This is a genomic window from Ottowia sp. SB7-C50, assembly GCF_033110285.1.
Classification (GTDB): domain Bacteria; phylum Pseudomonadota; class Gammaproteobacteria; order Burkholderiales; family Burkholderiaceae_C; genus Ottowia.
Window position 1 is genome coordinate 963,993 of sequence record NZ_CP136995.1, and the last position, 25,972, is coordinate 989,964.

Below are 25,972 nucleotides of genomic sequence, written 5' to 3' on the forward strand. Positions count from 1 at the left end.
AACGCTATGATTTGTGAAGCGATAGACGCTGATTGAGCCAGCGCTGAGCACCATTTCACCCATGATCCCCATCACCGACTGGCATTTCTACGCCGTGGCCGTGCCGGCCGTGCTGCTGCTGGGCATCAGCAAGAGCGGCTTTGGCGCGGGTTTCGGCTCGCTGGCGGTACCGCTGATGGCCATGGTGGTCACCGTGCCGCAGGCCGCGGCCATCCTGATGCCGGTGCTGCTGGTGATGGACCTGCTGGGCATCGCCGCCTTCCGCAAGGATTTCGACCGCGCGTTGCTCAGGTTTCTGCTGCCCTGGGGCTTGCTGGGCATCGTCATCGGCACGCTGTCGTTCAGGCTGCTGCAGCCGCGCTGGGTGGCGGGCATCGTGGGTGTGTTCACGCTGCTGTTTCTGGCGCAGCGGCTGTTGTTTCCGCCCCGGGCCGACCAGCCGGCGCCGCCGCGCTGGGCCGGCGCGCTGCTGTCGGCCACGTCGGGCTTTACCAGCTTCGTGGCCCACGCGGGCGGCCCGCCCATCAACGCTTACGCCATTCCGCTGCGGCTGACGCCGGTGCGTTTCACCGGGACGATGGCGTTCTATTTCTTCGCCATCAACCTGGCCAAGTGGGTGCCGTACGGCTGGCTCGGCCTGCTGGACTGGCGCAACCTGGCGACGTCGCTGGTGCTGCTGCCGCTGGCGCCGCTGGGCGTGTGGACCGGTGTGCGCATCGCCCGCCGCATTGACCAGAAGCTGTTCTACCGCTTCATCTACGTGGGCATGCTGCTGACGGGGATCAAGCTGGTGTGGGATGGCTTTTCGTAGCCAGAACGCTACAAAAAATAGAGCTGCACACGCTGGCGGGTAAAGCGCCAGCCATCAATGAGGTGCGGATCTCGGCGTTGCGGGCTCGAGCGCATCGGCCTGCCGGCTCCAGCTGGCCAGCGTGCCGGTCTCGGCCGCCTGGCGCAGCGACGCGCGGTCGGCGCGCTCCTGCGCCATCTGCTCTTCGAACTGCGCGCGGCCGGCCTGGATGGTGGCGACCAGCTTGGCGCGGTCTTTCTGCAGCGGGCGCAGGCGCTCGGCCAGCGACAGGTTGTGGCGCCTGAAGCCCATGGCGGCGCGGCGCGCCTCGGCGGCGGGGTAGCCCAGCGCCTCCAGCACGCTGCGCGCGCTCATCAGGCTGGATTCGAACAGCTCGCGCTGCACGCGCAGCACGCCGCGTTCGCGCAGCTGGTACCAGTGGATCATGTCGCGCGCCCGCGCCACCACTTCCAGCTGCGGAAAATGCTCGCGCGCCAGGTCGACCAGCGCCAGCGATTGTTCGACGTCGTCGATGGCCACCACCAGCAGGCGCGCGCTGTCGGCGCCGGCGATGCGCAGCAGGTCGAGCCGCGTGGCGTCGCCATAGAACACCTGGCTGCCCAGGGTGCGCGCGGCTTCCAGGATGTCGACGTCGTGGTCGAGGATGGTGGTGCGCACGCCCTGCGCGGCCAGCACGCGCGCCACGATCTGCCCGTAGCGCCCGAAGCCGGCGATGATGACCGGCGCGTCCTGCGGCTCGGAGATTTCCTCGGCCGTCTTCACGCCCAGCCGGGCGTAGCGCGGCAGCACCAGCCGGTCGATGGCGATCAGCACCAGCGGCGACAGCAGCATCGACAGCGCCACCGCACCGATCAGCAGCGACGCCGTGTCGGCACTGAACACGCGCGCGCCGGTGGCGGCCTGGAAGACGACGAAGGCGAATTCACCCCCCCTGCGCCAGCAGCAGCGTGAACACCGGGCGTTCGGCCGGCGGCAGGCCCATCCATCGCGCGACGAGCCAGATCGCCACCGCCTTCAGCGCCATGAAGGCGACCACGACCAGCGCGATCAAGCCGGGGTTTTTCAGCAGTACGCCAAAGTCGATGCTCATGCCGACGGCGATGAAGAACAGGCCCAGCAGCAGACCCTTGAAAGGTTCGATGTCGGTTTCCAGCTCGCGCCGGTACTCGCTTTCTGATAGCAGCACACCGGCCAGGAAAGCGCCCAGCGCCATCGAAAGCCCCACCACCTGCATCAGCGCCGCGATGGCCACCACCAGCAGCAGCGCGGCGGCGGTGAAGATCTCCGGCGTGTCGCTGCGGGCGATCCAGCGCAGGGCGGGGCGCAGCAGCAAGCGGCCGCCCAGCACGATGGCGGCGATGACGCCGACGATCTTCAGCGCCTCCAGCCACACCGGCAGGCCGCTGTGCGCGGCGGCGTCGGGCACGCCCAGCAGCGGCACCAGCGCCAGGATGGGGATGGCCGCCACGTCCTGAAACAGCAGGATGGCAAAACCCGCCTCGCCGCTGGGCGTGCGCAGCAGGTTGCGCTCGCCCATCACCTGCATCGCGATGGCCGTGGACGACAGCGCCAGCCCCAGCGCCGCCACCACGGCCACGCGCCACGGCACGCCGGCCAGCAGGGCGGCGCCGGCCAGCAAGGCGGCGCAGCCCAGCACCTGCGCACTGCCCCAGCCGAAGATGGGGCCGCGCAGCTTCCAGAGGCGGCTGGGTTCCAGCTCCAGCCCGACCAGGAACAGCATCAGCACCACGCCGAATTCGGCAAAGTGCAGGATGGTCTGCACGTCGCTGACGAGGCCCACGCCCCACGGCCCGATGACGATGCCGGCCGCCAGGTAGCCAATGATGGCGCCCAGCCCGAGTGCCTTGGACAGCGGCACGGCGGCCACGGCAGCGGCCAGGAAGATCAGGCTCGCGCTCAGCCAGCCGGGGAGGTGTTCCATGATGAAATGCTATTGTTGTTGTAGCTTATTGCGCAGTCTGGGCTTGCGCTGCCGGCCTGTCGGACGCAGGAATCTCGGCGCGGTCGACGGCCGCTGCCATGGCCCACGACGGCCAGGTGCGCAGGTGTTCAGCCACTTGCGTGGCGTGCTGGGCAATGCGGTCCTGCGTGACGCCGTTGGCGCCGTGCAGCACCAGCGGCGGCAGCCAGCGCATGCCGCACAGGCGCGCCACCTGGTGCAGCGGCAGCAGGTAGTCGTCGATGGGGTGGCGGTTGTAGCCGCCCGGCGCATACGCCTCCTGCGGGCCGCCGGTGCTGGCCACCACCCACAGGTCCTTGCCCCGCAGCGCCACGCCTGCGCGGCCGTAGGCCCAGCCCAGCGTCAGCACGTCGTCCAGCCACAGCTTGAGCAGCGGTGGCACCGCATACCAGTGCACCGGAAACTGCAGCACCACCAGCCGCGCGGCGGCCAGCCGGGCCTGTTCGCGCTCGACGTCGATGTCGTAGTCAGGGTAGCTGGCGTACAGGTCGTTGACGAGCACGCCCGGTTGGCCGCGCACCGCGTCCAGCACGGTGCCGTTGACGCGCGATGTGCTCCAGTGGGGGGTGCGCCGCGACGACGTAGATGGCGGCGCCGGGCGCGGGCGGCGGCGTGCTGGGCAGATCGGGCATGGCCTAACATTACCGTAATTTCTGCAACCGAAACTGACGAGGAGGGCGCCCGATGCCGGTGCTGGTTGTCGCCAATCCCAAGGGCGGCGTGGGCAAATCCACGCTGTCCACCAACGTCGCGGGCTATTGGGCCAGCCAGGGCCACGCCGTGATGCTGGGCGACGTCGACCGCCAGCAGTCGTCGCGCCTGTGGCTGGGCCTGCGCCCGCCCGCCGCACGGCCCATCACGTCGTGGGACGTGCAGCGCGACTTCATCGTGCGCCCGCCCAAGGGCACGACGCACGTGGTGCTGGACACGCCGGCCGGCCTGCACGGCGGCAAGCTGCGCGAGGTGCTGCGCATCGCCGACAAGGTGCTGGTGCCGCTGCAGCCCAGCATCTTCGACATCTACGCCACGCGCGAATTCATCGACCAGCTGGTCGACGCCAAGGGCGCCAGCCAGCGCGACATCGGCCTGGTGGGCGTGCGGGTGGACGAACGCACCATCGCGGCCGACCAGCTGCGCCAGTTCACCGAAGGGCTGGGCCTGCCGGTGCTGGGCATGCTGCGGCCGACGCAGAACTACGTGTACCTGGCGGCGCGCGGGCTGACGATCTTCGACATTGCGCCCGGCCGCGTGGCGCGCGACCTGGAACAGTGGCAGGGCATCCGCGACTGGCTCGACACGCCCGCCTGAGGCGCCACCGGGCCGCCAGTCACGCGCCGGACAGCGGCGTGCCCGCGCTGCGGGTAGATTGCAGCGCATGAAAACCTTCGAAACCCTCGCCGAGCTGGCCGCCTGCGCAGGCCAGGAAGTCACCGTGACCGACTGGTACACCGTGACGCAGCAGCACATCGACCAGTTTGCCGACGCCACGGGCGACCATCAGTGGATTCACGTCGATGTCGAGCGCGCCAAGGCCGGGCCCTTCGGCACCACCATCGCGCACGGTTACCTGACGCTGTCGATGCTGGCCGGCTTCTTCGACCGCTCGGTCAAGGTCAAGGGCGTGCGCATGGGCATCAACTACGGCCTGAACAAGGTGCGCTTCATGTCGCCCGTGCCTGCCGGCAGCCGCCTGCGCGTGCGCGTGCACCTGCTGGGCACCGAGCCGATCGAAGGCGGCATGCAGATCGCCTGGCAATGCACCATAGAGCGCGAAGGCGCCGACAAGCCGGTGTGCGTGGCCGAGCCGCTGTCGCGCTATTACGTCTGAGCGCGGGCGCTACGCCCCGCCGAAGCCGTTCTGCCGCCAGGCCTCGAACACCGTCACTGCGACGGTGTTGGACAGGTTGAGGCTGCGCTGGCCGGCGCGCATGGGCAGGCGCAGCTGTTGCGCCGGGGCGATGGATTCGCGCACCGTGGGCGGCAAACCGCGCGTTTCGGCGCCAAACAGCAGCCAGTCACCGGGCGCGAACGCCACGTCGTGCACTTGCCGCGTGCCGCGCGTGGTCAGCGCGAACAGCCGGGAGGCGTCGGGCCGCGCGTCGGCGATGAAGGCTTCCCAACCGGCATGGCGGCGCACCGGGGCGTACTCGTGGTAGTCCAGCCCCGCGCGGCGCAGCAGCTTGTCGTCCATCGAAAATCCCAGCGGCTCGATCAGGTGCAGCGTGCAGCCCGTGTTGGCCGCCAGGCGAATCACGTTGCCGGTGTTGGGCGGAATCTCGGGCTCGACCAAGACGATGTGGAACATGCCCGTACTTTATGTCGCGCCATGCCGCGCTTCGTCGGTGCGCGCCAGCACCAGCACGGTGACGTCGGCGGCGCCGGCGGACTGCAGCGCGGACGCGGCCTCGCGCACGCTGGCGCCGGTGGTCATCACGTCGTCGACCAGCGCCACGCGGCGGCCCGCCAGTTCGGCGACCCGCAGCGGATCGACCTGGAACGCGCCCCGCACGTTCTTCAGCCGCTCGGCGCGCGGCAGGCTGCGCTGCGGCGGCGTATGCCGTGTGCGCAGCAGCAGCCCGGCCTGCACGCGGCCGGGCGCCAGGCGCCGCGCCAGCAGCAGCGCCGGGTTGTGGCCGCGCTCGGCCAGGCGTTGCGGTGACAGCGGCATCGGCAGCACCAGATCGACCGCGTCCAGCGCCGCCGGCACGCCCGGTGCGGCCCACAGCAGCGCCGCCAGCGGGCGCGTCAGGCCGACGTCGCCGTCGAACTTCCAGCGGCCGATACACATCGACCAGGGCCCCGCATAGTCCAGCGCGGCCAGGCACAGCGCCATCGGCGGCGGCTTGCGCAGGCAGGCGCCGCACACCGCCACGCCGTGCGCCACGGGCAGGGCGCAGGTGCGGCAGCGGGCCACGGCGGGCATGAAGCGCGCAACGCACGCGCGGCACAGCCGCTCGGCCGGCCAGGCGTGGCAGACCAGGCACTGGCTGGGCCAGCCCCCCGCGCGCGCGGCCGGTCGGCCGTCATGGCGGGGCAGCAGGTGCGTGAACAGGCGCATCGGGCAAGGTGAGGGCAGCGCGGTCAATATACTGCCCGCCATGTCCGCGCCTGCCACCGACCGACCGCCCACCATCGACCCGGTGGCGGCGCAACGCTGGGCCACGCGGACGCGTACGGCATCGCCCTGGCTGCACGAGGAAGTGGCGCGGCGCATGGCCGAGCGGCTGGCGGTGATTCGCGTGCCGGTGCAGCGCTGGGCCGACTGGGAGCCGGTGCGTGGCGGCCTGCAAGGCCACGATCAGGTGGCGGCGCATTACCCGGATGCCGAATGCTTTCGTGTGCTACCGCATACTGGTATTGGGCATGAAGCTATAAAAAAAGAAGCAAAAGGCTGGTGGCAGCGCCTGCGGCGCACGCCCGCCCGCGTGACCGACGTGGCGCAGCCGCCGCCCGCGTCGGTGCAGATGGTGTGGGCCAACATGCTGATTCACCAGCACGCCGACCCGACAGCGCTGATGGCCGACTGGCACCGCGCGCTGGCGGTGGATGGCTTCGTGATGTTTTCGGCGCTGGGGCCGGACACGCTGAAGGAACTGCGCCCGCTGTACGCCCAACACGGCTGGCCGCCGCCCGCACAGGACTTCACCGACCTGCACGACTGGGGCGACCAGCTGGTCGCGGCCGGCTTTTCGGAGCCGGTGATAGACATGGAACACATTACGCTGACCTTTGCGTCGCCTGCGCGACTGCTGCAGGAACTGCGCGAACTGGGCCGCAACCTGCACCCCGGGCGCTTCGCGGGGCTGCGCACGCCGGCCTGGCGCGAGCGCCTGGACGCCGCGCTGGACGCACAGTTGCGCACCGGCGGGGCAGACGCCCCCTTGGCGCTGACCTTTGAGGTCATCTATGGGCACGCCATGAAGGCACCGCCACGCCATGCCGTCAAGGGCGAAACGGCGATCGCGCTGGACGACCTGAAAGCGTCGTTGCGACAGCGCAATAAGAACTTGCCCTCTGTTTGAGTTTTGTCAAAGTGCCCCGGTGACTGGAGTACACTGCCGCCACTTGCGCCGGGTTGGTTTTCCGGCGGTGGTGCGGAGACAAGTCGCCTTGCAGGAACCCTCGCCTTATCGGTTGGCTCGCGTCAGCGGGCAGGCGCTGGCGTGGCACCTTCGTCGCAACTGCAGCGTCACGCCGCGCCAGCTGTGTCTGGTGTATGCGGGGCTGTGCTTCGTGTCGCTGGCGGTGGGCATCGGATTCTGGGTGATCGGTGCCCGGCTGGTGCTGGGTTTCGCGGGGCTGGAGTTGCTGGCGGTGGGCGCGGCGTTTCTGGTCTACGCGCGGCACGCCGCCGACGGCGAAACGGTTTCGCTGCAGGACGGGCGCTTGACCGTGGTGAGGGAGATCGCCGGCAGGCGGGAGAAGATGGAGTTCGGTTGCGCGCATGTCCGTGTTGCGCCGCCGGTCGACGCGCATGGCCTGATCGAGGTCGTGGCGCATGGTCGGCGGGTGGACGTGGGGCGGCACGTGCGGCCGGAATTTCGGCCGGTGGTGGCCGGGGAGCTGCGCAGGGCCTTGCAGGCCGCGGGTCATGGCCCGCTGCGCTGATCGGAAGTGAATTCAATGGTTGAAGCAGCAAACGACGTGGGCACGATGAAGAGCATTGCAAACAGGCTGGCCGGCACGCCGGCGCGGATGGCCGCATGGGGCGGGGCATGGCTGGCGGTAGGCAGCGCGCATGCCCAGGTCAAGGATCTGCCGGGCGGCCCCGCGGTGCGCCAGCTCAACCTGCCGCCGCCGGTCACCAAGATCGCCGAGGCGCAGCACTGGCTGCACTGGATGATGCTCATCATCTGCACGGTGGTGTTCGTCGTCGTGTTCTCGGTGATGTTCTATTCGATCTGGAAGCACCGCAAGTCGCAGGGCGCCAAGGCGGCCACCTTCCACGAATCGGTGGCGGTCGAAGTGGCCTGGACCATCGTGCCCTTCCTCATCGTCATCGGCATGGCGCTGCCCGCCACCAAGGTGGTGGTCGCGCAGAAAGACACCACCAACGCCGACCTCACCATCAAGGCCACCGGCTACCAGTGGAAGTGGGGTTACGACTACCTGAACGGCGAAGGCGCCGGCATCGGCTTCCTGTCCACGCTGGATTCGTCGCAGCGCGCGCTGTCCAACGCCGGCAAGCCGGCGGGTGACGACTACCTGCTGCGCGTCGACAACCCGCTGGTCGTGCCGGTCGGCAAGAAGGTGCGCATCATCACCACCGCCAACGACGTGATCCACGCCTGGATGGTGCCGGCCTTCGGCGTCAAGCAGGACGCCATTCCCGGCTTCGTGCGCGACACGTGGTTCCGCGCCGAGCAGACGGGCGACTTCTACGGCCAGTGCGCCGAGCTGTGCGGCAAGGAACACGCCTACATGCCGATCCACGTGAAGGTGCTGCCCGCCGCCGAATACACGGCCTGGGTCGAGCAGCAGAAAAAGCGCCAGGCCGCGCTGGCCGACGACCCCAACAAGGTCTGGACGCTGCCCGAGCTGGTCGCGCGCGGTGAGAAGGTCTACGCGGCCAACTGCGCAGCCTGCCACCTCGAAAGCGGCAAGGGCGGCGGCGCCATCAAGGCGCTGGACGGCAGCCCGATCGTGCTCGGCCCGCTGGCCGACCAGATGCACGTGCTGCTGGAAGGCCGCAACAACGGCGCCATGCCGGCGTGGAAGCAACTGTCCGACGTCGAGCTGGCGGCGGTCGCCACGTACACCAAGAACCACTGGACGAACAAGACCGGCAAGATGATCCAGCCGGCCGAGTTCAAGGCCGCGCGCGCGGGCCAGTTCCCCGCCGGCGGCTCGGCAGCAGCGCCTGCTGCTGCAGCGCCCGCACCGGCGGCTGCACCTGCACCCGCGGCATCGGCCACGGCCGCCGCGCCCGCGGCCGGCATGCCGTTCCAGGTCTTCTTCGCCAGCGGCCAGACCGCGCTGGACGCCGAGGCCAACGCCACGCTGAAGGCCGCGGCTGAGTATCTGAAGGCGCATCCGGACGTCAAGGTCGCACTGTCCGGCTTCGTCGACTCGACCGGCAACGCCGACCAGAACGCCGAACTGGCCAAACAGCGCGCGCAGGCCGTGCAGGGCGCCCTGCAGGCGGCCGGCATCGCCGCCGAGCGCATCGACCTACGCAAGCCCCAGACCATCACCGCCGGCCAGGGTCCGGACCGTGAAGCCCGCCGCGTCGACATCGCCGCCGCCAGCTGATCGCCACCGCCAGACCGAATTTCAGAGTTTTCCCGGAGAGTCCTCCATGAGCGCCGTTCTTCCTACCTCCCACGCTGGCCACCACGACCACGGGCACGATGACCACCACCACGCCCCCAGCGGCTGGCGGCGTTGGGTCTTCGCCACCAACCACAAGGACATCGGTACGCTGTACCTGCTGTTCTCGTTCACGATGCTGATGATCGGCGGCGTGCTGGCGCTGCTGATCCGCGCCGAGCTGTTCCAGCCCGGCCTGCAGGTGGTCAACCCCGAGCTGTTCAACCAGCTCACCACCATGCACGGGCTGATCATGGTGTTCGGCGCGATCATGCCGGCGTTCGTGGGCTTCGCCAACTGGATGATCCCGCTGCAGATCGGCGCCAGCGACATGGCGTTCGCGCGCATGAACAACTTCAGCTTCTGGCTGCTGATCCCGGCCGGCATCATGCTGGTGGGATCGTTCTTCATGCCCGGTGGCGCGCCCGCTGCCGGCTGGACGCTGTACGCCCCGCTGACGCTGCAGATGGGCATGTCGATGGACACCAGCATCTTCGCGATGCACATCATGGGCGCCAGCTCCATCATGGGTGCGATCAACATCATCGTCACCATCCTGAACATGCGCGCGCCCGGCATGACGCTGATGAAGATGCCCATGTTCTGCTGGACCTGGCTGATCACCGCCTACCTGCTGATCGCCGTGATGCCCGTGCTGGCCGGCGCCATCACCATGACGCTGACCGACCGCCACTTCGGCACCAGCTTCTTCAACCCCGCCGGCGGCGGCGACCCGGTGATGTACCAGCACATCTTCTGGTTCTTCGGCCACCCCGAGGTCTACATCATGATCCTGCCGGCCTTCGGCATCGTCAGCCAGGTGGTGCCGGCCTTCGCCCGCAAGAAGCTGTTCGGCTACGCCTCCATGGTGTATGCCGTGGCGGCCATCGCCATCCTGTCGTTCATCGTGTGGGCGCACCACATGTTCACCACCGGCATGCCGGTCACGGGACAGCTGTTCTTCATGTACGCGACCATGCTGATCGCCGTGCCCACGGCCGTGAAGATCTTCAACTGGGTGGCCACCATGTGGCGCGGTTCGATGACGTTCGAGACACCGATGCTGTTCGCAGTCGGCTTCATCTTCGTGTTCACCATCGGCGGCTTCACGGGTCTGATCCCCGCCGTCGCACCGATCGACACGCAGATCCAGGACACCTACTACATTATTGCGCACTTCCACTACGTGCTGGTGGCCGGGTCGCTGTTCGCGATGTATTCCGGCTTCTACTACTGGGCGCCCAAGTGGACCGGCGTCATGTACAACGAAACGCGCGGCAAGGTCCACTTCTGGTGGTCGATGCTGTCGTTCAACCTGACCTTCTTCCCGATGCACTTCCTGGGCCTGGCCGGCATGCCGCGCCGCTATGCCGACTATCCGATGCAGTTCACCGATTTCAACATGGTGGCCTCGATCGGCGCGTTCCTGTTCGGCTTTGCACAGGTGTACTTCTTCCTGGCCATCGTGCTGCCCATGATGCGCGGCCAGGGCCAGAAGGCGCCGCAGCGCCCCTGGGAAGGTGCCGAGGGCCTGGAGTGGGAAGTGCCGTCGCCCGCGCCCTTCCACACCTTTGAAAACCCGCCGAAGCTGGACGCCACCGCCACGCGCGTGGTGGGCTGAGCAGGCTGTAAATGTCGACCGCGATGTCCGACGAGCAACGCAGGCGCAACGTGCGCCTGGGGCTGATCCTGGGCACGGTGGCGCTGGTGTTCTTCATCGGCTTCATCGTGCGCATGGTGGTCCTGGGGCGCTGACGGGAAGCCGGTGGCCATGGGGTTGCGCAGCGAAAACCTCCGGATTCTGGGCAAGCTGGCCGTGGTGGCCGCGGGCATGTTTGCCTTCGGCTACGCCATGATCCCGCTCTATCGCGCGATCTGCGAAGCCACGGGCATCAACATTCTTTCGCTTTCCGAGCGGCAGGTTCCGGGCAACGGCAAGGCCGGGAAGGCGGCGCAGGTGCTGCGCAACAGCCAGGTCGACAAGACGCGGACGATCACCGTCGAGTTTGACGCCAATGCGCGCGGGCCCTGGCACTTCAAGCCGGCGCTGCGCACGCTGCAGGTGCACCCGGGCGAACTGGCCACGGTGATGTACGAGTTTCAGAACGTGCAGGACCGCCGCATGGCCGCACAGGCCATTCCCAGCTATGCGCCGCCGCAGGCCACGCCGCATTTCAACAAGCTCGAATGCTTCTGCTTCAACCAGTACACGCTGGAGCCGGGCGAGAAAAAGGAATGGCCGGTGGCTTTCGTCATCGACCCGCGCATTCCCAAGGACGTGACCACCATCACCTTGTCCTACACCTTCTTCGAAGTTGGCGGCAAGACACCGGCGCCGCCCGAGGCCAGCGCCGCAGCCTTCGTGCGTTCGGGGGCAGGCGCATGACGCAGCAGCCGAACCACCCCGCTGCGCCGGCCGCCAAGCGGTCGTTCTGGCGTACGCTGCGCATGGTGGCCTGGGGCTTTCTGGGCGTGCGCAAGGGCAGCGAATACCAGCGCGACCTGGCGCAGGTCAACCCCTTCCATGTCATCGTGGCGGGGTTGGTGGGCGCCGTCCTGCTGATACTGTTGCTGCTGGGCATCGTCAACTGGGTGGTGTCCGGCGCCGCGCCGGCGGGGTAGTCGTTAGAAATATAGGGCAAGCGCCCTTGTGATACAAGCGTTGAGAGCTACGAATTCAAGAGCATAGGAGTGAAGTGAAGATGTCAGCCACCGCACACGGCCACACGCCGTACTACTACGTTCCGGCCGAATCGCGCCATCCGGTGATGGCCGCCATCGGCCTGTTCATGATGATCGTCGGCGCGGGGCTGTGGGTCAACGGCGCCGCGTGGGCGCCCTACGTGTTCTTCCTTGGGCTGGTCTGGTGGCTGTTCGTGCTCTACCAGTGGTTCGGCGACGCCATCCGCGAAAGCGAGGGCGGCCTTTACAGCCGCCGGATCGACCTGTCCTATCGCTGGAGCATGAGCTGGTTCATCTTCTCCGAGGTGATGTTCTTCGGCGCGTTCTTCACCGCGCTGTGGTGGGCGCGCGCGCACTCGGTGCCGGCGCTCGGCAGCCTCGAAAACGCGCTGCTGTGGCCCGACTTCAAGGCCGTCTGGCCGAGCGTCGCCGCCGGCGCCACCGCATCGCCTGCCGGCATCGTGGAGCCCTTCCAGACCATGGGCCCGTTCTGGCTGCCCACCATCAACACCGCGCTGCTGCTGACCTCGGGCGTCACGCTCACCATCGCCCACCACGCCCTGCTGGCCAATGCCCGCAGCCGCTGCATCACCTTCATGTGGATCACGGTGATTCTGGGCGCCACCTTCCTGTTCGTGCAGGGCTACGAATACGCCCACGCCTACAGCGACCTGAACCTCAAGCTCAGCTCCGGCGTGTACGGGTCCACCTTCTACATGCTGACGGGCTTCCACGGCTTCCACGTGCTGGTGGGCATGCTGATGCTGCTGTTCATCACGCTGCGCCTGATGAAGGGCCACTTCACGCCCGAGCGCCACTTCGGCTTCGAAGGCGCCGCGTGGTACTGGCACTTCGTCGACGTGGTGTGGCTGGGCCTGTACATCCTGGTGTACTGGATGTAAGCCGGTCCGCCGGCCCTCGCAAAAAGAGCGCCGTGCGGCGCTCTTTTTGCTTGAATGGCGGCTTGGGGTCGATTGACGCGATCAGCCGGTGGTGATGCCGGTCGGCTGGATCCACCCCAGCCACCAGGCCAGCAGAATGCAGATGAACAGCAGCACCGACAAACCCACCCGCATCGCCAGCGCCCGCATCATGTGCGTGGCGCGCTGTGCGTCGGGCTTGTCGCCCGGCTTGCCGTGCTTGAGCATGAAAAACAGCGCCGAGGCCAGGCTGCCCAGAATGCCAAAAAACGCGAGTGCGACCAGCGCTTGTTTCATGGCGCGAATTATGCGGCCGCCGCGTGCCGCGATTCGCCGCGCCGCCGCGCATCCCACCGTTTTCGTCGCCCGGTGCGCAAGGACCGCGCATGGCTGAGCCGTCATCGCGCACCCGCTTCGGGTGGCGCTTCTGGCTGCTGCTGGCCGCCACGCTGGCCGGCGTCGCCATCACGTCTTCGCTGGGCCGCTGGCAGTTGTCGCGCGGGGCCGAGAAGGAGGCACTGCAGGCCGCCATCACGGCGCGCCAGCAGCAGCCCGCGCTGGACGGTGCCACGCTGGCGCGCCCGTTGACACCGGCGCAGAAGGACGGCCTCCTGCACCGCAGCATCACGTTGCGTGGCGAATGGCTGCCCGATCGCACCGTGTTTCTCGACAACCGGCCGATGCAGGGGCAGGCGGGTTTCTTCGTCGTCACGCCGCTGCGCCTGGCGGGCAGCGACACCGTGCTGCTGGTGCAGCGCGGCTGGGCGCCACGCCATCAGCGCCAGCGCGAATCGCTGCCGCCGGTCGACACGCCCGCCGGCCCGGTGCAGGTCAACGGCCGCATCGCCGAACACCCGTCGAGGGTCTATCAGCTGGGCACGGACTCGGCCGGGCCGATCCGGCAGAATCTCGACCTGGAAGCCTTTCGCGCCGAAACCGGCCTGCCGCTGGCCAGCGTGATGGTGCTGCAGACCGGGCCGCCCAGCGAAGGGCTGCGGCGCGACTGGCCCGAGGCCGCCTCCGGCGTCGACAAGCACTACGGCTACGCCTTCCAGTGGTTCGGGCTGTGCACGTTGATCGGCCTGCTTTTTTTGTGGTTTCAAGTTGTCAGACCTTTCTACCGCTCCCGCCGCCTCGCCTGATGCCGTCCACCGCGACGAGCCGCTCGGGCTGACGGTGCACACCCTGCCCACGCCGGGCGAATCGGGCGAGGCGGGTGCGCGCCGCACGCGCGCCGGTCGCTGGCAGATGCTGCTGCTGGCGGCCGTCTGTGCGGCGCCTGTCATCGCGTCGTATTTCCTCTACTACGTCGTGCGGCCCGACAGCCGGCGCAGCTTTGGCGAACTGATCGAGCCGCAGCGCGAGATTCCTGCCGCCGCGGCGACCAACCTCAACGGCCAGCCTTTCGATCTGACCTCGCTCAAGGGCCAGTGGCTGCTGGTCAGCGTGGCGGGCGGCGACTGCGACGCCGCGTGCCAGAACAACCTGTACCTGCAGCGGCAGCTGCGCGAAGGCCTGGGCCGCGAAAAAGACCGCCTCGACTGGGTCTGGCTGGTCAGCGACGACACCCGCATTGCCGATGCGCTGCGCCCGGCGCTGAGCCAGGCCACCGTCGCGCGCGTGCCGGCGCCGGCGCTGGAGCGCTGGCTGGCGCCCGCCGCCGGGCACCGGCTGAGCGAGCATCTGTACGTGGTCGACCCGATGGGCCACTGGATGATGCGCTTTCCGGCCAACCTCGACAAATCCACCGCCGCCAAGGCCAAGCGCGACCTGGAACGCCTGCTGCGCGCATCGGCCAGCTGGGACCAGCCGGGCCGCTGAGACGACGATGGACGCGACCTCGCTGTACGACCTGAGCCCCGCGCTGCGCCTGATGGGCATGGGCCTGGTGGTGGCCGCCGGCCCGCTGGCCTGGCTGTGGCTGCGCCACCCTGGCGCCGGCCCCGCGCGCCGCCTGCAGGCGCTGACGCTGCTCACGCTGTTTCTCACCTTCGACCTGGTTCTGTTCGGCGCCTTCACGCGGCTCACCGATTCCGGCCTGGGCTGCCCCGACTGGCCGGGTTGCTACGGCAAGGCCAGCCCGGTCGGCGCGCGCGACCACATCGCCGCCGCGCAGGCCGCCATGCCGACCGGCCCGGTGACGCACGGCAAGGCCTGGGTCGAGATGATTCACCGCTACCTGGCCACTGGCGTCGGCGTGCTGATCGTCGTGCTGGCCGTGGCCACGTGGGTGCTGTGGCGGCGCCAGCGCGCCGGCAGCGGCCCGCGCGGCTTCATCGTGCACCCGGCGTGGCCCAGCGTCACGCTGCTGTGGGTGTGTGCCCAGGGCGCGTTTGGCGCGCTGACGGTGACCATGAAACTGTTTCCCGCCATCGTCACGCTGCACCTGCTGGGCGGCGTGGGGCTGCTGGTGCTGCTGGCGGTGCAGGCCGAAAGCTACCGCCAATCGGCCGGCGCAGCGCAGGAGTCGCTGGGCGCCGGCCTGCGCGGGCTGCTGTGGGTGACCACGGCGATGGTCGCCATGCAGATCGCGCTGGGCGGCTGGGTCAGCACCAACTACGCCGTGCTGGTGTGCAACACCTTCCCCACGTGCCAGGGCAGCTGGTGGCCCGAGATGGATTTTGCGCAGGGCTTCGAGCTGTGGCGCCCGCTGGGCCGGTCGGCCGACGGCTCGCAGCTGGAATTTCATGCGCTCACCGCCATTCACTACACGCACCGCCTGGCCGCGTACGCCGTGTTCGTGGCGCTGGGCGTGCTGGCGTGGCAGTTGCAGCGGGCCGACCGGCTGGCGCCGCAGCGGCGCTGGTTGGTCGCACTGGCAGCGCTGCAACTCGTCACCGGCCTGTCCAACGTGGTGCTCGACTGGCCGCTGCTGGCCGCCGTGCTGCACACCGGCGGCGCGGCCGCCCTGATGACCGTGCTGTCCTGGGCGCTGTGCGCCAGTCGGGCGGCGGCCGAGGAAAACGCAAAAACCATAGCTGCCAACGCACTACCGGCAAGCGCTGGGGGTCTGAAAGCATGAGTACCAGCGCGCCCGCCACCGCCTTGCCTGTGATGCCCGTCTGGCGCCAGTACTACGTGCTGACCAAGCCGCGCGTGGTGCAGCTGATCGTGTTCTGCGCCCTCATCGGCATGGTGCTGGCCGTGCCCGGCCTGCCCAATGGCGCGGCGCTGGCGCGCATGGCCATTGCGTGCGCCGGCATCTGGCTGGTGGCCGGCGCGGCGGCGGCCTTCAACTGCCTGATCGAAAAAACCATCGACGCCAAGATGAAGCGCACCGCGTGGCGCCCCACCGCGCGCGGCGAGCTGAGCGACCGGCAGGCGCTGGCGTTCTCGGTGGTGCTGTGCGCCATCGGCTCGGCCATTCTGTACATGTGGGTCAACCCGCTCACCATGTGGCTGACGTTTGCCACCTTCGTCGGCTATGCGGTCATCTACACCGTCATCCTCAAGCCGCTGACGCCGCAGAACATCGTCATCGGCGGCGCCAGCGGCGCCATGCCGCCGGTGCTGGGCTGGACCGCCATGACCGACATGGTCGGGCCCGAGCCGCTGATCCTGTTCCTCATCATCTTCCTGTGGACGCCGCCGCACTTCTGGGCGCTGGCGCTGTACCGCGTCGAGGACTACCGCAAGAGCGGCCTGCCCATGTTGCCGGTGACGCACGGCAATGAGTTCACGCGCCTGCAGATCCTGCTCTACACCTTCATCCTGCTGGCGGCCTGCCTGCTGCCCTTCATCTACCGGCTGAGCGGCTGGCTGTACCTGGTGGCGGCCGTGGTGCTCAACGCAGGTTTCATCTGGCACGCCTTCAAGCTGTGGCGGCACTATTCAGACCAGCAGGCGCGCAAGACCTTCCGTTTTTCACTGATCCACCTGTCGCTGCTGTTTGCGGCGCTGCTGGTCGATCATTATTTGATATGACCCCCCCTAGGCCGCTTCGCGCCTTCCCCCAAGGGGACAACGCCAGCGGCCGGGCCAAGCCCGTTCCACGGCCTTGGCTGATATGGCCTGCTGTGCGGCCCTTCGAACCTGATGAACCCAGATCGCCGAAATACTCTTAAAACCATAGCTGCCGCCGCTGGTCTGGCAAGCGCTGGAGCCCTTTTAAGTGCATGCCAGCCCGACAAGCCGCAGTTTCGTGGCATCGACATCACCGGCGCCGACTACGCGCAGGGCTTTCAGCTGACCGACTTCGATGGCCGGCCGCGCAGCCTGGCCGACTTCAAGGGCAAGGTGGTGGTGGTCTTCTTCGGCTACACGCAATGCCCCGACGTCTGCCCCACCACCATGAGCGAGATGGTGCAGGTCAAGCAACTGCTGGGCGCCGACGGCGACAAGTTGCAGGTGCTGTTCGTCAGCGTCGACCCCGAGCGCGACACGCCCGAGGTGCTGAAGGCCTACATGGCCAGCTTCGACCCCGGCTTTCTGGGCCTGTACGCCGCCTCGCCCGACGCGCTGGCGCAGCTGGCCAAGGACTTCAAGGTGTACTACAAAAAGGTCGACGGCAAGACCCCCACCAGCTACACCATGGACCACACCGCCGCCAGCTTTGTCTACGACCCGCAGGGCCGCCTGCGCCTGTACAGTCGCTACGGCAGCGGGGCCGAGGCGATGGCGGACGACGTCAGGTTGCTGCTCAAGGGCGTTTGATGGCGGGCGGGCGCTGCGCGCCCGCACGTCCGTTCAAATGGGCCTCCAGCGCTTGCCAGACAAGCGCAGATAGCTTCTAAATAGATAGCAAGCGACGGCGCTCACTGCGCCGAAATCTTCTGCGCCCGGATGATCCCGCCCAGCACCTGCGTGTCGGCCTGAATGCGGTTGGCCAGGCCTTGCGGCGACGAGCCGACCGCCTGCCAGCCCTGCTGGAACAGGCGCTGGCGCATCTCGGGCGTGCGCACGATGGCGCCGACGGCGGCGGCGAGCTTGTCGACGTGGGCCTGGGGCAGGCTGGCCGGCGCGGCGACGGCGTTCCAGATCTCCAGGTTGAAGTTCTTCACACCTGCTTCGCCCAGGCTGGGCAGGTCGGGCGCCAGGGTGCTGCGCCCGCTGGACGTGACGCCAATGCCGCGCAGCTTGCCGGCCTTGATCTGCGCGTTGGCCAGCGCGGGCGGCAGCATCGACAGTTGCAAATCACCCGCCACCATGGCGTTGAAGACCTGCGGGTAGCCGGGGTAGGGCACGTGCAGCGGGGCGATGCCGGCGCGGCTCTTCAGCAGTTCCATGCCGATGTGGCCGACGGTGCCCACGCCGGGTGAGCCGTAGCTCCACTTGTCGCCCGCGCTGCGCGCCGCATCCAGAAAGGCGCGCGCGTCGGCGCCGGGCGCGCCGGCCGGGGCCGTCAGCACCAGCGGCGCCACGCCGACCAGGCTGACCGGCGCGAGGTCCTTCAGCGGGTCGTAGCGCACGGCCGGGTTGAGCAGCTGGGCGATGGTCATGTTGCCGTTGATCATCAGCCCCAGGGTGTGGCCGTCGGTCGCCTTGGCCACCGCATCGGCGCCGATGTTGCCGCCGGCGCCGACGCGGTTGTCGACGATGACGGGCTGGCCCAGCGCCTTTTCCAGCGGCTCGGCCAGCGCGCGCGCCGTCAGATCGGGCGACGAGCCGGCCGGAAAGCCGACCACGATGCGCAGCGGCTTGCTGGGCCACGTGTCGGCGGCCTGCGCCCAGGCGGCGGGCGCGGCGACGCTGGCGGCAACGGCGGCCAACGCGATGAGGCGGCGGCGCAAATCGGGGGCAGAAGGCATGGCGGACAGCTTGAAAGAAGAATGACGTTGCATTATCGAATACTATTAAAAAAATAGCTGCATGCGCTTGATGGGCAAGCGCAGGCGACCGATTTGACCCCAAAGAAAACGGCCCGCGAAGGGGCCGTGGTTCAGGCGTGTAAGGCCGGTGCTCAGGCGTATTCGGCCAGCGCCGCCTTCATCTTTTTCATGGCGGCGACTTCGATCTGGCGGATGCGCTCGGCGCTAACGCCGTATTCGGCCGCCAGCTCGTGCAGCGTCATGCCGCCCGAGCCGTCGTCGTTCACGTTCAGCCAGCGCTCGGTCACGATGCGGCGGCTGCGCTCGTCCAGGCCTTTCAGCGCGGTGGCGATGCCTTCGGTGGCCAGCACGTCGCGCTGGCTCGATTCGATCATGGCCGTCGGCTCATGGCGGTCGTCCGACAGGTAGGCAATGGGGCCAAAGGCCTGCTCGCCGTCGTCGCTGGGCGCGGGGTCCAGCAGCACGTCGCCGCCCGACAGGCGCGTTTCCATCTCGCGTACTTCCTCGGGCTTGACGTTCAGCTCGCGCGCCACCACGTCGACCTGCGCGGCGGTCAGCGCGTCGCGGTGGGTGATGTCCTCGGCAGCGTCTTCGGTCTTGAAGCCCTGCTTCATCGAGCGCAGGTTGAAGAACAGCTTGCGCTGCGCCTTGGTGGTGGCCACCTTGACCAGACGCCAGTTCTTCAGGATGTACTCGTGAATCTCGGCCTTGATCCAGTGCAGCGCATAGCTGACCAGGCGCACGCCCTGGTCGGGGTCGAAGCGCTTGACGGCCTTCATCAGGCCCACGTTGCCTTCCTGGATCAGGTCGGCATGCGGCAGCCCGTAGCCCAGATACTGGCGCGACGTGGCCACCACCAGACGCAGGTGCGACAGCACCAGCTTGCCGGCGGCGTCGATGTTGCCGGTGTCGCGCAATTCGCGCGCGAAGCGCTGCTCTTCTTCCTGCGTCAGCATCGGCAGGCGGTTGACGGCCGTGATGTAGGCGTCCAGATTGCCCAGGGGCGGTACGACAGCCCACGGGTTGGCCAGCGCCACGGCAGTGGCTGGGGCGGAAACCGATGCGCTCATCTTTGAATGTCCTTCAATCATTGTCGGGTATTTTAGCACTCTCTTGGATTGAGTGCTAACCGGAAAGTTCGGGGCCTTAAGCCCAGTCTAAGCGGGGCTGGGCGGGGCGTCTGTAGGTGTCGATTGACAATCGGGGCGGTGTGCCGCGTGGGCTTGTGATGGGGCGGGCGGTCAGCCTGGCTGGCCGGTTTGACCGCGCGCTCAGCCCGTGGTTCCCGCGTCCGGCGCCATGCGCTGGCGGGCCAGGCGGCGCACCAGCGCCAGTACCTGCTGCTGCGTGCCGGTGGCCGGCCGCAGGGCGCTGGCAGCGGTGTACAGCGCGATGGTGAGCGGCCCCTGCCGCCCGGCAATGCCGCGCATCGCAAACACGTCGGGCCGCGGGGCGCTGGCGACGGCGTGGCGCGACAGGATGGCGCAACCGGCGCCGTCCGCCACCAGATCGAGGATGCTGGCCACGCCGTCAATTTCCAGCACCACGCCGGGCTTGAGCCCCGCGGCCGCCAGTTCTGCCTCGACGTGCATGCGGATCGCGTTGGGGCGGCTGGGGATGACCAGGGGCACGTCGGCCAGCTCGGCCAGGGTGATGGGCGCAGCAATTTCATCGGGCGCGCCCGCAGCGCGTTGCACCAGCAGCAATTCTTCGCGCGCCAGCGGGGCGATTTCCAGCTCGGCCACCGGCTGCGCGTTGTACAGCACCGCCAGGTCCAGCTCGCCGTGGGCCACTTGCTCGGTCATGCGGGTCGACAGCCCTTCCGACAGGGTCAGCCGGGCGTCCGGCAGTTCGGCCCGGAAGGCGTGCACCAGCGGCACCGCCAGCGCGCGCGCCACGCTGGGCGGCAAACCCAGCGCCACCCGCCCGGCCAGGCCGCCGCGCATGCGGGCCAGGTCTTCGCGCGTGCGCTCGATCTGGTGCAGGATGCCGCGCGCGTGCTCCAGCAACAACTGGCCGGCGTCGGTCGGCACGGCGCCGCGGCCGTTGCGCGTCAACAGGTTCTGGCGCAGCTCGACTTCCAGCAGTCGCACCTGCCGGCTCAGTGCGGGCTGGGCCACGCCCAGCGCGGCGGCGGCGCGGGTAAAGCTGCCCAGCTCGGCCACACGCACGAAGTAGTCGAGTTGCTTGAGATCCATCGGTGAGGCCACCCAGAAGCCAAGATATTGAATTATTTTATAGCTGATAGTGCGTTATTCCGTCTGTTTAAGATGGAAAGGACTGCCGACAATCGACTGAGCCCAGCCTGTGCCGATGTGAGCACGCGGGCCGGAGACAAACTTCATGAGCACCGCCGTTCCTCCCGTTGCCATGTCGACGCCGCCCGAGAGTGGCACGCTCGATGTGCAGCGCTTTCTCAACACCCAGCCGTTTTCGTCCTACCAGTGGCTGGTGTTCGGCGTGTGCTTCCTGATCGTGCTGCTGGACGGTTTTGACACCGCGGCGATTGGCTACATTGCCCCCTCGCTGCTGGGTGAGTGGGGCATTGCCAAGCCGGCGCTGGCCCCGGTGCTCAGCGCGGCGCTGTTCGGCCTTGCCGGCGGCGCGATGGCCGCCGGCCCGCTGGCCGACCGCCTGGGCCGCAAGGCGGTGCTGGTGGCGGCCGTGCTGGTGATGGGCGGCGCCTGCCTGGCGTCGGCGTTCTCGGGCGACCTGTCGACGCTGACGGTGTGGCGTTTCGTCACGGGCCTGGGCCTGGGCGCGGCCATGCCCAACGCGGTGACGCTGATGAGCGAATACTGCCCCGACTCGCGCCGGGCTGTCATCACCAACACCATGTTCTGCGGCTTTCCGCTGGGGGCGGCGTTTGGCGGCTTCCTGGCGGCGTGGATGATTCCCCAGTTCGGCTGGCGCAGCGTGCTCATCCTCGGTGGTGTGGTGCCGCTGCTGCTGGCGCTGGTCATGGTCTTCGCACTGCCCGAGTCGGCGCGCTACATGGTCAGCCGGGGCTATTCGGCCGACCGCCTGCGCCGTGTGCTGCGGCGCATCAACCCCAGTGCCGATCAAGCCCAGCGCTTTGTGCTGCCCGAGTCGGCGCCGTCGTCAGCCCAGGGGCAGCAAAGCGGGGTGGCGCTGGTCATGTCCGGTCGCTACCTCGTCGGCACGCTGATGCTGTGGGTGGCCTATTTCATGGGGCTGGTCATCTTCTACGGCCTGGTCAACTGGATGCCGGTGCTGTTCAAGGAAGCGGGCGTGCCGCAGGCGCAGGCCACGCTCATCGCGGCCCTGTTCTCACTGGGTGGCGTCGGCGCCATCTTCTTCGGCTTTCTGATGGACCGCTTCAACGCCAACATCATCGTCGGCGTGGGTTTTGCGCTGACCGCCGTGGCCGTGGCCCTGATCGGCCAGGCGACGGGCGGCATCGCGACGCTCATGCTGGCGGTGTTTGTGGCAGGTGTCATCATGAACACCTCGCAGTCGTCCTTGCCCTCGCTGGCGGCGGCCTTCTATCCGACGCAGGGGCGGGCGACCGGGGTATCGTGGATGATGGCGTTCGGCCGCTTCGGCGGCATCGCCGGGTCTTTCCTGGTGGCGGAACTCGCGCGGCGCAAGATGGGCTTCGAAGGCGTGTTCCTCACCATGGCGCTGCCGGCGCTGATCGCCGCGGCGGCCTTGTTCGTCAAGCAGTGGGTTCATCCCGAGCGCAAGGCGAACAGGGTGAGCTTCGAAGACGTCACCGGTCACTGAGCCGCCCGCAGCCCACGGCATCCCGTTTGTTTTCAATCGCCTTCCGAGGAGACACCACCACCATGATCATCGATTGCCACGGCCACTACACCACCGCGCCCAAGGCGCTGGAAAACTGGCGCAACCAGCAGATTGCCGGCATCAAAGATCCTGCCGCCAAGCCCAAGGTCAGCGACCTGAAGATTTCCGACGACGAACTGCGCGAGTCGATCGAGACCAACCAGCTGCGCCTGATGAAAGAGCGCGGCAGCGACCTGACCATCTTCAGCCCGCGCGCCAGCTTCATGGCGCACCACATTGGCGACTTCGAGGTGTCCAGCACCTGGTCGGCCATCTGCAACGAGCTGTGCTATCGCGTCAGCCAGCTGTTCCCCGACCACTTCATCGGCGCCGCCATGCTGCCGCAGTCGCCCGGCGTCGATCCGGCCACCTGCATTCCCGAGCTGGAAAAGTGCGTCAAGGACTACGGCTTCGTCGGCATCAACCTGAACCCCGACCCCAGCGGCGGCCACTGGACCAGCCCGCCACTGACCGACCGCCACTGGTACCCCATCTACGAGAAGATGGTCGAGTACGACATCCCCGCGATGATTCACGTCAGCACCAGTTGCAACGCCTGCTTTCACACCACCGGCGCGCATTACCTGAACGCCGACACCACCGCCTTCATGCAGTGCCTGCAGGGCGACCTGTTCAAGGACTTTCCGACGCTTAAATTCGTCATCCCGCACGGCGGCGGCGCGGTGCCCTACCACTGGGGGCGCTTCCGCGGCCTTGCGCAGGAGATGAAAAAGCCGCTGCTTCAAGACCATTTGCTGAACAACATCTTCTTCGACACCTGCGTCTACCACCAGCCCGGCATCGACCTGCTGACCAAGGTCATCCCGGTCGACAACATCCTGTTCGCCAGCGAGATGATCGGCGCCGTGCGCGGCATCGACCCCGAGTCGGGCCACTACTACGACGACACCAAGCGCTACGTGCAGGCCACCGCCAACCTGACGGACGAAGAGCGCTACAAGGTCTACGAGGGCAACGCGCGCCGCGTGTTTCCGCGCCTGGATGCCGCACTGAAAGCGAAAGGGAAATAAGCCATGTACGAACTGGGCGTCGTTTACCGCAACATCCAGCGCACCGATGCGGCCACCGCCGATGCGCTGGCGAAATTCGGCAGTGCCACCGTGCACGAAGCCATGGGCCGTGTCGGCCTGCTCAAGCCCTACATGCGGCCCATCTACTCGGGCGCGCCGGTCAGCGGCACGGCGGTCACCGTGCTGCTGCAACCCGGTGACAACTGGATGATGCACGTGGTGGCCGAGCAGATTCGTCCCGGCGACATCGTGGTGGCAGGCGTCACCTCGGAGTGCACCGACGGCTACTTCGGCGACCTGCTGGCCACCAGCTTCAAGGCGCGCGGCGCGCGGGCGCTGGTCATCGACGCCGGCGTGCGCGACGTGCGCATGCTGCAGGACGAAATCCAGTTCCCGGTGTGGAGCAAGGCCATCAGCAGCAAGGGCACCATCAAGGCCACGCTGGGCAGCGTCAACATCCCCGTGGTGTGCGCCGGCCAGATCGTGCACCCGGGCGACGTGATCGTGGCCGACGACGACGGCGTGGTCTGCGTGCCGCGCGCCATCGCCGACAAGACCCTGCAAGCGGCCACCGCGCGCGAAGCCAACGAAGGCGCCAAGCGCGCCGAGTTCGCGTCGGGCACGCTGGGTCTGGACTATTACAAGATGCGCGAGCCGCTGGCCAAGGCCGGGCTCAAGTACATCGACTGAGCCGCGCACACCCTCAGGGAAACGAGCATGAATTGGGATCGCAGGACTTTCCTCGCCACATCCGGCGTGGCGCTGATGGCGCCGGCATCGGCATGGGCACAGGCGTACCCGGCCAGGCCGGTCAAGATCGTGGTCGGCTATTCAGCCGGCGGCGCGGTGGACACCGTGGCGCGCGCCATCGGGCAGGCCATGTCGGCCAGCCTGGGGCAGCCCTTCGTCATCGAGAACAAGCCGGGCGCCGGCACCAACATCGCCGTCAAGTCGGTCATCGATGCGCCGCCCGATGGCTATACGCTGATGCTGGCGGCCAACGCGCTGGCGGCCAACATGGCGCTGTACAAGCCCATGCCCTTCGATGCCGAGCGTGACCTGGTGCCCGTGTCGCTGGTCGGCCGTGTGCCGGTGGTGATTGCCGCCAACGCCGCCTCGCCGATCGACAGCCTGGCCAGGCTGATTGCCGAAGCCAAGGCCAAGCCGGGCGCGCTGGCCTATGCCACGCCGGGCAATGGCTCCACGCCGCACATGGCGGTGGAATTCTTCGAGCGGGCGGCCGGCATCTCGCTGCAGCACGTGCCGTATCGCGGCGGTTCGCAGGCGCTGACCGACGTGATCGGCGGCCAGGTGCCGCTGGTGGCGGTCAACGCGCTGGAGGTGCAGCCGCATGCCAAGAGCGGCAAGCTCAAGGTGCTGGCGGCGCTCAGCCCCAACCGCACGCCGGTGTTCCCCGACGTGCCGACCATTGCCGAATCGGGCTACCCGGGCTTCGAGGCGTCGGTCTGGTACGGCCTGGTGGCGCCCGCGGCCACACCCAAGCCGGTGGTCGCGCAATTGCATGCGGCGGTGCAGAAGGCGATGCAGACCAGGGAAGTGCGCGACCGCATGACGGCCGTGGGCGGCGAAGTGCTGCCGGGCACGGCCGAACAGTTCGGCGCGCTCATTCGTTCCGAGCGCCAGCGCTACGACAAGCTGGTGCGCGAAGCCAACATCAACCCCGATTGAGAAAAGGCGCTGCCATGAGCAAACCCACCACCGGCCCGTTCGAGAAAACCCCAGGCTGGCTCGACTGGTACGAAGGTCCTTCGAAGCCGCGCTTTCACCTGCCGCCTGGCAGCGTCGATGCGCACTGCCACGTGTTCGGCCCCGGGGCTGAATTTCCGTACGCACCCGAACGCAAATACACGCCGTGCGACGCGTCCAAGGCGCAGCTGTTTGCGCTGCGCGACCACCTGGGCTTTGCCCGCAACGTCATCGTGCAAGCCACCTGCCACGGCGCCGACAACCGGGCCATGGTCGATGCCTGCATCGCCAGCAACGGCAAGGCGCGTGGCGTGGCCACCGTCAGGCGCGACATCACCGACGCCGAGCTGCAGCGCCTGCACGCGGCCGGCGTGCGCGGCGTCCGCTTCAACTTCGTCAAGCGGCTGGTCGACTTCACGCCGCGCGACGAGCTGATGGAGATCGCCCAGCGCATCCAGCCACTGGGCTGGCACGTGGTGATCTATTTCGAGGCCGTCGACCTGCCCGAGCTGTGGGACTTCTTCACCGCACTGCCCACCACGGTGGTGGTTGACCACATGGGCCGGCCCGACGTCAGCCAGCCGGTGGATGGCCCCGAATTCGAACTGTTCGTGAAATTCATGCGCGAACACCCCAACGTCTGGAGCAAGGTCAGCTGCCCCGAGCGCCTGTCGGTCAGCGGACCCAAGGCATTGGAGGGCGAGCAGGCCGCCTACCGCGACGTGGTGCCGTTTGCCCGCCGCATTGTCGAGACCTTCCCCGACCGCGTGCTGTGGGGCACCGACTGGCCGCACCCCAACCTGAAAGACCACATGCCCGACGACGGCCTGCTGGTCGACTTCATTCCGCACATCGCGCCCACGGCGGAGTTGCAACGCAAGCTGCTGGTGGACAACCCGATGCGGCTCTACTGGCCCGACGAACAAGTTGCGCGCTGAGCGTCCGGCGTTCAGCGT

General features: G+C 68.0%; 28 protein-coding genes and 1 pseudogene. 21 read left to right on the forward strand and 8 right to left on the reverse strand.

Features of this window, described 5'->3' with window-relative positions; translation table 11 throughout:
• Positions 1-61 precede the first annotated feature (61 nt).
• A complete protein-coding gene (locus R0D99_RS04630; RefSeq protein WP_317750212.1) occupies positions 62-811 on the forward strand; it encodes a sulfite exporter TauE/SafE family protein in 750 nt (249 codons plus the stop codon).
• A gap of 54 nt (positions 812-865) precedes the next feature.
• Here the strand turns inward: R0D99_RS04630 and kefC are convergent.
• A pseudogene (gene kefC, locus R0D99_RS04635) lies at positions 866-2,753 on the reverse strand (glutathione-regulated potassium-efflux system protein KefC).
• A 25-nt stretch (positions 2,754-2,778) separates the two neighbouring features.
• Entirely contained in the window at positions 2,779-3,324 is a 546-nt protein-coding gene (locus R0D99_RS04640) for an NAD(P)H-dependent oxidoreductase (RefSeq protein WP_317750213.1), read from the reverse strand.
• 152 nt (positions 3,325-3,476) lie between these two features.
• On the opposite strand from R0D99_RS04640, the gene R0D99_RS04645 reads away from it, so the two are divergent.
• Entirely contained in the window at positions 3,477-4,100 is a 624-nt protein-coding gene (locus R0D99_RS04645; protein WP_317750214.1) for a ParA family protein, read from the forward strand.
• Positions 4,101-4,167: 67 nt separating this feature from the next.
• Positions 4,168-4,620 carry a MaoC family dehydratase gene (locus R0D99_RS04650; protein ID WP_317750215.1) on the forward strand — a complete coding sequence of 151 codons (453 nt, stop codon included), beginning with the start codon at positions 4,168-4,170 and terminating at the stop codon, positions 4,618-4,620.
• Between the two features lie 9 nt (positions 4,621-4,629).
• Here R0D99_RS04650 and trmL read toward each other — a convergent pair whose 3' ends face one another.
• Both trmL and R0D99_RS04660 read right to left on the reverse strand, forming a co-directional pair.
• Entirely contained in the window at positions 4,630-5,097 is a 468-nt protein-coding gene (gene trmL, locus R0D99_RS04655; RefSeq protein ID WP_317750216.1) for a tRNA (uridine(34)/cytosine(34)/5-carboxymethylaminomethyluridine(34)-2'-O)-methyltransferase TrmL, read from the reverse strand.
• 9 nt (positions 5,098-5,106) lie between these two features.
• Positions 5,107-5,850 carry a ComF family protein gene (locus R0D99_RS04660; RefSeq protein WP_317750217.1) on the reverse strand — a complete coding sequence of 248 codons (744 nt, stop codon included), beginning with the start codon at positions 5,848-5,850 and terminating at the stop codon, positions 5,107-5,109.
• Positions 5,851-5,890: 40 nt separating this feature from the next.
• Here R0D99_RS04660 and R0D99_RS04665 point away from each other — a divergent pair, with 40 nt between their 5' ends.
• From R0D99_RS04665 to R0D99_RS04700, 8 genes are all read left to right on the forward strand, one after another.
• Positions 5,891-6,814, forward strand: coding sequence for a biotin synthase (locus R0D99_RS04665; protein ID WP_317750218.1), 924 nt, complete (start codon positions 5,891-5,893; stop codon positions 6,812-6,814).
• 88 nt (positions 6,815-6,902) lie between these two features.
• Complete coding sequence (locus R0D99_RS04670; RefSeq protein ID WP_317750220.1) at positions 6,903-7,400, forward strand: DUF2244 domain-containing protein; 498 nt, start codon at positions 6,903-6,905, stop codon at positions 7,398-7,400.
• A 45-nt stretch (positions 7,401-7,445) separates the two neighbouring features.
• Entirely contained in the window at positions 7,446-9,044 is a 1,599-nt protein-coding gene (coxB, locus tag R0D99_RS04675; protein ID WP_317751001.1) for a cytochrome c oxidase subunit II, read from the forward strand.
• A 46-nt stretch (positions 9,045-9,090) separates the two neighbouring features.
• A complete protein-coding gene (gene ctaD, locus R0D99_RS04680) occupies positions 9,091-10,722 on the forward strand; it encodes a cytochrome c oxidase subunit I (RefSeq protein WP_317750221.1) in 1,632 nt (543 codons plus the stop codon).
• Between the two features lie 11 nt (positions 10,723-10,733).
• On the forward strand, positions 10,734-10,856 hold the full coding sequence (locus tag R0D99_RS04685) for a cytochrome oxidase small assembly protein (protein ID WP_416365969.1): 123 nt from the start codon (positions 10,734-10,736) through the stop codon (positions 10,854-10,856).
• Positions 10,857-10,872: 16 nt separating this feature from the next.
• A complete protein-coding gene (locus R0D99_RS04690; RefSeq protein ID WP_317750222.1) occupies positions 10,873-11,487 on the forward strand; it encodes a cytochrome c oxidase assembly protein in 615 nt (204 codons plus the stop codon).
• Positions 11,484-11,723 (forward strand): DUF2970 domain-containing protein, encoded by a 240-nt coding sequence (locus R0D99_RS04695; RefSeq protein WP_317750223.1) that lies wholly within the window; start codon positions 11,484-11,486, stop codon positions 11,721-11,723. The genes R0D99_RS04690 and R0D99_RS04695 overlap by 4 nt, the downstream gene beginning before the upstream one ends.
• 80 nt (positions 11,724-11,803) lie before the next feature.
• The gene (locus R0D99_RS04700) at positions 11,804-12,685 is read left to right on the forward strand and encodes a cytochrome c oxidase subunit 3 (protein WP_317750224.1); all 882 of its coding nucleotides are present in this window, start codon (positions 11,804-11,806) and stop codon (positions 12,683-12,685) included.
• A gap of 81 nt (positions 12,686-12,766) precedes the next feature.
• Here the strand turns inward: R0D99_RS04700 and R0D99_RS04705 are convergent, their stop codons facing one another.
• Positions 12,767-13,000: a twin transmembrane helix small protein gene (locus R0D99_RS04705; protein WP_317750225.1), complete on the reverse strand. Its 234-nt coding sequence runs from the start codon at positions 12,998-13,000 to the stop codon at positions 12,767-12,769.
• Between the two features lie 89 nt (positions 13,001-13,089).
• On the opposite strand from R0D99_RS04705, the gene R0D99_RS04710 reads away from it, so the two are divergent.
• From R0D99_RS04710 to R0D99_RS04730, 5 genes are all read left to right on the forward strand, one after another.
• The gene (locus tag R0D99_RS04710; protein ID WP_317750226.1) at positions 13,090-13,845 is read left to right on the forward strand and encodes an SURF1 family protein; all 756 of its coding nucleotides are present in this window, start codon (positions 13,090-13,092) and stop codon (positions 13,843-13,845) included.
• A complete protein-coding gene (locus tag R0D99_RS04715; protein WP_317750227.1) occupies positions 13,808-14,524 on the forward strand; it encodes a hypothetical protein in 717 nt (238 codons plus the stop codon). The genes R0D99_RS04710 and R0D99_RS04715 overlap by 38 nt, the downstream gene beginning before the upstream one ends.
• 7 nt (positions 14,525-14,531) lie before the next feature.
• On the forward strand, positions 14,532-15,725 hold the full coding sequence (locus R0D99_RS04720; RefSeq protein WP_317750228.1) for a COX15/CtaA family protein: 1,194 nt from the start codon (positions 14,532-14,534) through the stop codon (positions 15,723-15,725).
• Complete coding sequence (cyoE, locus tag R0D99_RS04725) at positions 15,722-16,627, forward strand: heme o synthase (protein WP_317750229.1); 906 nt, start codon at positions 15,722-15,724, stop codon at positions 16,625-16,627. The genes R0D99_RS04720 and cyoE overlap by 4 nt, the downstream gene beginning before the upstream one ends.
• Before the next feature lie 111 nt (positions 16,628-16,738).
• A complete protein-coding gene (locus R0D99_RS04730; RefSeq protein ID WP_317750230.1) occupies positions 16,739-17,356 on the forward strand; it encodes an SCO family protein in 618 nt (205 codons plus the stop codon).
• Between the two features lie 101 nt (positions 17,357-17,457).
• Here R0D99_RS04730 and R0D99_RS04735 read toward each other — a convergent pair whose 3' ends face one another.
• The 3 genes from R0D99_RS04735 to R0D99_RS04745 form a co-directional block, all read right to left on the reverse strand.
• Positions 17,458-18,450, reverse strand: a complete 993-nt coding sequence (locus R0D99_RS04735) for a tripartite tricarboxylate transporter substrate binding protein (protein ID WP_317750231.1) — start codon at positions 18,448-18,450, stop codon at positions 17,458-17,460.
• A 152-nt stretch (positions 18,451-18,602) separates the two neighbouring features.
• Positions 18,603-19,541: an RNA polymerase sigma factor RpoH gene (rpoH, locus tag R0D99_RS04740; protein WP_317750232.1), complete on the reverse strand. Its 939-nt coding sequence runs from the start codon at positions 19,539-19,541 to the stop codon at positions 18,603-18,605.
• A gap of 201 nt (positions 19,542-19,742) precedes the next feature.
• Entirely contained in the window at positions 19,743-20,669 is a 927-nt protein-coding gene (locus R0D99_RS04745; RefSeq protein WP_317750233.1) for a LysR substrate-binding domain-containing protein, read from the reverse strand.
• Between the two features lie 145 nt (positions 20,670-20,814).
• Between R0D99_RS04745 and R0D99_RS04750 the strand changes: the two genes are divergently transcribed.
• From R0D99_RS04750 to R0D99_RS04770, 5 genes are all read left to right on the forward strand, one after another.
• Positions 20,815-22,218, forward strand: a complete 1,404-nt coding sequence (locus R0D99_RS04750) for an MFS transporter (RefSeq protein WP_317750234.1) — start codon at positions 20,815-20,817, stop codon at positions 22,216-22,218.
• Between the two features lie 62 nt (positions 22,219-22,280).
• Complete coding sequence (locus R0D99_RS04755; RefSeq protein WP_317750235.1) at positions 22,281-23,309, forward strand: amidohydrolase family protein; 1,029 nt, start codon at positions 22,281-22,283, stop codon at positions 23,307-23,309.
• 3 nt (positions 23,310-23,312) lie between these two features.
• Complete coding sequence (gene ligK, locus R0D99_RS04760; RefSeq protein ID WP_317750236.1) at positions 23,313-23,999, forward strand: 4-carboxy-4-hydroxy-2-oxoadipate aldolase/oxaloacetate decarboxylase; 687 nt, start codon at positions 23,313-23,315, stop codon at positions 23,997-23,999.
• A 27-nt stretch (positions 24,000-24,026) separates the two neighbouring features.
• A complete protein-coding gene (locus tag R0D99_RS04765) occupies positions 24,027-24,998 on the forward strand; it encodes a tripartite tricarboxylate transporter substrate binding protein (RefSeq protein ID WP_317750237.1) in 972 nt (323 codons plus the stop codon).
• A gap of 14 nt (positions 24,999-25,012) precedes the next feature.
• A complete protein-coding gene (locus R0D99_RS04770) occupies positions 25,013-25,954 on the forward strand; it encodes an amidohydrolase family protein (RefSeq protein ID WP_317750238.1) in 942 nt (313 codons plus the stop codon).
• The last annotated feature ends 18 nt before the right edge of the window (positions 25,955-25,972 follow it).